6 protein-coding genes are annotated in these 6,335 nt (G+C 73.7%); 5 read left to right on the top strand and 1 reads right to left on the bottom strand.

The features are described 5' to 3' along the window. The first annotated feature begins 68 nt into the window (after positions 1-68). The 5 genes from ACWEN3_RS11180 to ACWEN3_RS11200 all read left to right on the top strand — a co-directional run bounded on the left by ACWEN3_RS11180 (position 69) and on the right by ACWEN3_RS11200 (position 3,808). On the top strand, positions 69-986 hold the full coding sequence (locus tag ACWEN3_RS11180) for an NAD-dependent epimerase/dehydratase family protein (RefSeq protein WP_452968529.1): 918 nt from the start codon (positions 69-71) through the stop codon (positions 984-986). Then, positions 983-1,657 carry a PIG-L deacetylase family protein gene (locus tag ACWEN3_RS11185; RefSeq protein ID WP_452968532.1) on the top strand — a complete coding sequence of 225 codons (675 nt, stop codon included), beginning with the start codon at positions 983-985 and terminating at the stop codon, positions 1,655-1,657. Before ACWEN3_RS11180 ends, ACWEN3_RS11185 begins: the two co-directional genes overlap by 4 nt. Before the next feature lie 137 nt (positions 1,658-1,794). After that, complete coding sequence (locus ACWEN3_RS11190) at positions 1,795-3,195, top strand: helix-turn-helix domain-containing protein (RefSeq protein WP_452968535.1); 1,401 nt, start codon at positions 1,795-1,797, stop codon at positions 3,193-3,195. A gap of 126 nt (positions 3,196-3,321) precedes the next feature. Next, entirely contained in the window at positions 3,322-3,537 is a 216-nt protein-coding gene (locus ACWEN3_RS11195) for a hypothetical protein (RefSeq protein WP_452968537.1), read from the top strand. Between the two features lie 79 nt (positions 3,538-3,616). Beyond that, a complete protein-coding gene (locus ACWEN3_RS11200) occupies positions 3,617-3,808 on the top strand; it encodes a hypothetical protein (protein ID WP_452968539.1) in 192 nt (63 codons plus the stop codon). Here the strand turns inward: ACWEN3_RS11200 and ACWEN3_RS11205 are convergent. Next, positions 3,781-6,335, bottom strand: a 2,555-nt coding sequence (locus ACWEN3_RS11205) for an ATP-binding protein (RefSeq protein ID WP_452968541.1), incomplete at its 5' end; no start/stop codon positions are given. The two genes, ACWEN3_RS11200 and ACWEN3_RS11205, sit on opposite strands and share 28 nt — an antisense overlap.

The raw sequence follows: 6,335 nt of genomic DNA on the forward strand, positions 1-6,335 counted from the left end.
CGGGCGGCGCCACCCCCCGTCCGCCCGCCCCCGTCCGTCCGTTCGCACACCCACCCAAGGAGACCCCCATGAAAGCCGTCGTCACAGGCGGAAGCGGATTCCTCGGCAGCACCATCGCCTGCCGCCTGATCGAGGAGGGCCACGACGTCACGGTCCTGGACCTGGTGCCCATCGGCACCAAGGCCCTCAGTCCCGACGCCCGCTTCGTGCAGGGCGACGTGCGCGACTCCGAACTGCTGATGAAGACCTTCCAGGACGCCGAGGAGGTCTACCACCTGGCCGGCGTGCTCGGCACCTCCGAACTCCAGGAGACCCCGCAGGAGGCCATCGACGTCAACATAGGCGGCACGGTCAAGGTCTTCGAAGCGGCCGGCACCTGCGGAGTGCCCCGGGTCTTCTACCCCGGCAAGCCCAACGTCTGGCTGAACGCCTACACCATCACCAAGGCGGCGGCGGAGTCCTTCGCCCAGATGGCCAACGACTCCGGCCCCAGCCGCATCTGCTCCCTGCGCTACTACAACGCCTACGGCCCCGGCCAGTCGCTGCTCCCCATCCGCAAGATCGTCCCCGCCTTCGCCGCCCAGGCCATGCGGGGCCTGCCCATCCAGGTGTACGGCGACGGCGAGCAGATCGTGGACATGGTCTTCTCCCACGACCTCGCCGACATGACCATCCGCTTCACCCGCACCGAGCGCACCGACGTGATCCCGGACTGCGGCAGCGGCATCAGCGTCAGCGTCAACGAGGTGGCCACCGCGGTCAACGAGCACTTCGGCAACGCCGCCGGCATCCAGCACCTGCCGATGCGCCCCGGCGAGGTGCCCCGCACCGTCCTCACCGCCGACATGACCGAGCTGCGCGACGTCCTCGGCGACCTGCGGCTGAGCGACTACACCACCTCCCTGGCCGAGACCCTGGAGTGGTACGCCAGGCTGCCCGCCGAGCAGATCGACAAGACCGTGGCCTTCTACGGATGGCAGGTGTGACCGCATACGGCGCCGCACCCGGCGCCTCCGTACTGGTGGTGGTCGCCCACCCCGACGACGCGGAGATCGCCGCCGGCGGCACCATCGCCCACCTCGGCGCGCACGGCGTCCGGGTGGTCACCGCCGTCCTCTCCCTGCCGGAGTCCGGCGCCGGAGCCGAGCAGCGCACCCGCCACACCGAGCAGGCGGCCGCGACCCTCGGCTACGAACTGCGCTGGCCGACCGGCGGCGAGAACCGACAGGTCGCCGACCTCGGCGAGATCGCCCTGGTGGCCGCGGTGGACCGGCTGATCGCCGAAGTCGCCCCCCGGGCGGTGCTCACCCACTGGAGCGGCGACGGCCACGCCGACCACCGCCTCACCGCCCGGGCGGTCGCCGCCGCCACCCGCACCTGCCGCGTCGACCTCTACGGCATGCGGCCGGGCGAGATGCGCACCCCCGCCTTCTCCCGCTTCGCCCCCCAGGCGTTCGTCGACATCACCGCCCACGCCGCGGCCAAACGGAGCGCCCTCAAACCCTTCGGTGCCGCCCGGCCGGGCTTCCGCCCCCTCGACCTGGCGGCAGTGGAGGCCGCGGACCGCTTCCACGGAAGCCTGAGCGGAACCGACCGCGCGGAGGGCTTCGTCGTGGAGCGTGCCCACGGACTCGGGGGGCTGCTCCCCGCCGGCTGAACCGTAGGAGACGACCCCGCGGCGGCGCAATCTCGACCCCGCTTGTCGGCCGACATGCAGGCCTGGCAACACCAGGCATTGACCGAGTATATTCACTCATTATGTCCTGCTGTCAGTCACAATAAGGGGAAGCCATCATGGCGGAATCGCAGGCCCTGGGTTCACGGATCCGCCAGCTGCGCCGCGAGGCAGGCCTGTCGCAGATGGACTTGGCCGGCGCGACCCTCTCCCCGAGCTACATCTCGCTGCTGGAGGCGGGCAAGCGGACCCCCTCCCCGGAAGTCCTGGAACAGATCGCCGCCCGGCTCGGCTGCGCCCCGGGACACCTGCTGGAACTGCTCACGACCGAACGGCACGACACCCTCCAGACCGATCTGCGCTACGCGGAGATCAGCCTGCGCAACGGCGACCCGAAGACGGCCCTGAACACCTACGCGGCGGTCCGCGACGAGGCCGCCGAAGCCGGGAAGGACGCCGTCCGGCTGTCCGCCGAATACGGCGTGGCCCAGGCCTTGGAGTACGACGGCCGACTGGAGGAGGCCGCCGACCGCTACCAGGCGCTGCTGGACCACGCCGGCTACGGGCAGTCCCTGATCCCGCGGCTCGCGGTGGCGGTGGCACTGTGCCGCTGCTACCGGGAGATGGGCGATCTGGCCCACGCGATCGACCTGGCCACCGCCACCCTGGAGGAGGCCCGCGGGCTCCAGCTCACCCCGACCGTGCTGGGCGTCGAACTGCTGGCCACACTCGTCGGCCTGCACTGCGAACGCGGCGATCTGCACCGCGCGGCCGCTCTGGCCCGCACCGCCATCGAGGAGGCGGAGGGGATCAGCGACCGCAAGGCCCTGGGCGCCGCGTACTGGAACGCCGGAGTGGTCGCGCACCGTAACGGTGCCTCCGCCGACGCCCTGCTGCTGCTGGAACGCGCCCTGGCCATCTACTCCGAGGGCGACGACGCCCGGGCGCTGTCCCGGCTGCGCAACGCCTACGCGTCGGTGCTGATGCAGACACAGGACGGCGACCTCGCAGAGGCCAAGGCGCAGCTGACCCGCAGCGCCGAGAGCCTGGCGGACCACGGCAGCACCGTCGACATGGCGTACTGCGAGACCGCGCTGGCCCGCGCGTGCCTGCTGGAGTCCGACGCCGTCCAGGCCGAGTGGCACGCCCGGCGGGCACTGGAACTGCTGGGCGGCGGACACCGGCTGGAGACCGCCCGCACCCTCCTGGTGCTGGCCGGCGCCCAACTGCAGCTCGGGGACGCGGCAGCGGCCGAGGCCGGCTGCGAGCGGGCCGCGCTGCTGCTGGAGGCCTCCGAGGCGGACCGGCAGGCGGCCTCCGCCTGGAACGACCTCGGGGACCTGCTGGAGCGCGCCGGACACACCGACCGTGCCCTGGGCGCCTACCGGCAGAGCCTGCGCTGCCTCGGCCAGCGCAGCAGCCTGCTCCCGGCCACGGGCCGAGCAGCCGTCACAGAGGCGCCCGGCGCACCGGCAGCCGCCGCAAAACCCGCCGCTCACCGGCGCGCGACCTGGTCGTAGATCGGTTGCTGAATCCCTGTTGATCGCCGGCGCCTAACGTCGCAGGAGACCGCATGGGAAAGGGGCGGCCGCCCCCTCCCCGGCACCGTTCACCGGTTCCTCCCCCGACGAAAGCAGATGCTCCGCATGCCGAACGCCTCCACCCGCCCCACGGGTGCCCGCACGCCCGGAGGGGCCGTCACCGGCCCGTTGCACCACCGAGCCGTCCGGACGGCGGTCCTGGCCCTGCTGCTGGCGGCGCTCCCCGCCTCACTCACCACGGCGCCGGCACCGGAGTTCCGCGACGCACTGACCGCGATCCACAGCCCCTCGCCCACCAACGACATCCCCCTCTGCTGCTGACACGACCCGCCCGCAGCAGCGCACCCCCCCAATCGACCACCGGCAGACCACCGGTGGTGACCGCCAAGGAGGACCTCCCATGTCTCAGCTGCCCCGCGCCTGTACGGCACTCGGCCTGACGCTGCTCGCCGCGACCGCCCTGGGCACCGTCGGCTCCACCCTCGCCGGCCCGGCGCACACCCGCACGCCGGGGGGCGAGCACAGCGTCGACTGGCGCACCGACGTCAACAACACCGGATCGAGCTACGACCCGCCGAACGCGAAGATGTGATCCACGGCTGACACACGGCCGTCCGGCGGCGCGGACACCTCCCGCCCCGGGCGGCCGTTCCCGTACGCCGCCCCGCTCCCGCCCCCCTGCTCCCCGCCGTTGCGCCCCGCCAGCCCGACCAGCAGCTTCGACACGTCGGCCGCGTCGGGCAACCCCAGGCGGGTGAAGACACCGCGGGCCGACTCCAGACGCTCCCTGGCCCGCTCCGCCTCTCCCAGATCGGCCAGCGCCCGCCCCAGGACGACCAGGGCCTGCGCCCGGTCCCGTTCGGAACACGCCTCCTCACAGCGGGCGACCGCCGCGGCCGCATGCTCCACGGCCTCCCGCTGCCGCCCGGTGCTGCGCAGGGTCTCCGCCAACCGGTAGAGCACCTGCGCCTCCCGCTCCCGCAGCCCGGCCGCCCGGCACACCGTCAGGGCCTCGCCGTAGCGGGCCACCGCCTCCTCGTAGCGGCCCAGTTCGTGCAACGCCAGAGCGAGCACATACAGCGCATAGGCCGCGCCGACGCTGTCACCCAGCTCCCGCATCAGCGACAACGCGGACTCGCACGAGGGGATGGCCTCCTCGGGCCGCCCGCTGCGCACCCGGGCCAGCGCCGCGTTGACGGTCGTCACCGCCGCACCGGAGTGGTGGCCCAGGGCGTGCGCCAGGGCGATCGCCTCGTCGTAGCAGGCCGCCGCCTCCTCGAAGCGGCGCAGGAACTGCGCCACGAGACCCAGATCATTGAGGGCCTGACGCAGCGTGTACACGTCTCCCGCGGCACGGGCCGCCTCGACGGCCAGCCCCGCGTCCCGCCCCGCGTCCTCGATCCGGTCCGCGCGCAACGCGATGCCCCCGCAGAGCATCCGCGCCCGCCCCACGATCCGCTGACAGCCGGTCAGTTCCGCGGTCTCGGCCAGCGCCAGCGCCACCGGGGTCATCCGCTCGTACCACACGGCGTGGGTGAACGGGCTGACCGCGAGCAGCAGGTCGACCGCACTGCCGAGCCGGTCCTGCGTCGCGTCCGGCAGCCTCAGCGTGACGGCGCTCAACGCCGCCGCGACCAGGCCGTCGATCTCGGCCGCCACCCAGGCACGCGCGGCGTGCACGTCACGGAACTCCAGCCCGGCCGATCTCACAGGGCCGAACGCGTCCGCCACCGCGTCCCCGGGAATCGCGTGCGGGAACGCGCTGGCGGCCGTCGCCAGCAGGAAGTCCAGCAGCCTGCCGAGAGCCGCCGCCGCCTCCCCAGGGTCGTGCGACTCCGCACGCTGCCGGGCAAAGACCCGCACCAGATCGTGGTACCCGTAACGGCCGGGCTTGGCGGACTTCAGCATCGCCGCGTCGGTCAGCGACTCCAGCAGCACCTCCGCGGTGGCCTCGTCGACACCCATCGCGGCAGCCGCCGCCGGCACCCCGATGTCCGCCGCACCGGCCAGGGCGACCAGCCGGAAGGCCCGCGCCTGCGCGACGGTGAGCTGCTCGTAGCCCAGTTCGAAGACGCCGTCGATGGCCAGCGCCCCGATCCGCAGCTCGGCGATGCGCCGCTGCTCGTCCGCCAGCCGCGCGGTCAGCGTCGCCGCCGTCCAGGCAGGCCGCGCAGCCAGCCGGGTGGCCACGATACGCACCGCGAGCGGCAGATGGCCGCAGGCCTCGACCAGCTTCAGCGCGTCCTCCCGCTGCACCGCCAGCCGCTCCGGGCCGATGATCGAGCCGAGCAGGTCCAGCGCCTCCCCGGAGCGGAACGGCTCCAGCAGGAGCTGGGCCGTCAACGGAAGGTCGAACATGGGCGACCTGCTGGTGACGATGACGGCGCAGCTCGACGACCCCGGGATCAGCTCGCGAACCTGGGCGGCGTCCCGCGCGTTGTCCAGGACGATCAACAGCCGCCGCCCGTCCACCAGCGACCGGAACAGCCGGCAGCGGTCCTCGACGCCGTCGGGCACCTCGTCCTCGGGCACGCCCAGCGCGGCCAGGAACCCGGCCAGGACGAAGCCCGGTTTCGCCGGGTCGGCCCCGCTGCCCCGCAGATCGGTGTGGAGCTGCCCGTCGGGGTAGTGGGCCCGGGCCCGGTGGGCGATGTGCAGGGTGAGACAGGTCTTGCCGACACCCCCCATCCCGGCGGCGGCCAGCACGACCGGCGCCCGGCGCACCGGCTCGGTGAGCAGCGCGAGCCAGGCGTCGACCTCTTCGGCCCGGCCGACGAAGTCCGGCGCATCGTAGGGGAGCTGGGCGGGCACCGGCTGCCACGCGAAGGACACGGCCGCCGTCGCCGCCGCCGTCCCCCGACCGGCCTCGCCGTCGCCGCCGCCGTCCCGCCCGGGCGCGCCCCCGCCCTCGGCACCCTCCCGCTGCGGCCGAGGCCGCGCCGGCTTCGGCAGATCCCGGTCGGGTCCGGCCAGCGCGGGATCGCCGGCCAGGATCCGCCGGTGCACCTCGGCCAGTTCGGGACCGGGCTCGATACCCTGCTCCTCGATCAGCAGGTCCCGCACCCGGCTGAACACCGCGAGGGCGTCGGCCTGACGGCCCGCCCCGTACAAGGCGCGCA

The organism is Streptomyces sp. NPDC004561 (assembly GCF_053602155.1).

Bases quoted from the DNA above. Each gene is read 5' to 3' on its own strand.
- ACWEN3_RS11180 (WP_452968529.1), top strand. From the start codon at position 69: ATGAAAGCCGTCGTCACAGGCGGAAGCGGATTCCTCGGCAGCACCATC.
- ACWEN3_RS11190 (WP_452968535.1), top strand. From the start codon at position 1,795: ATGGCGGAATCGCAGGCCCTGGGTTCACGGATCCGCCAGCTGCGCCGC.
- ACWEN3_RS11195 (WP_452968537.1), top strand. From the start codon at position 3,322: ATGCCGAACGCCTCCACCCGCCCCACGGGTGCCCGCACGCCCGGAGGG.
- ACWEN3_RS11200 (WP_452968539.1), top strand. From the start codon at position 3,617: ATGTCTCAGCTGCCCCGCGCCTGTACGGCACTCGGCCTGACGCTGCTC.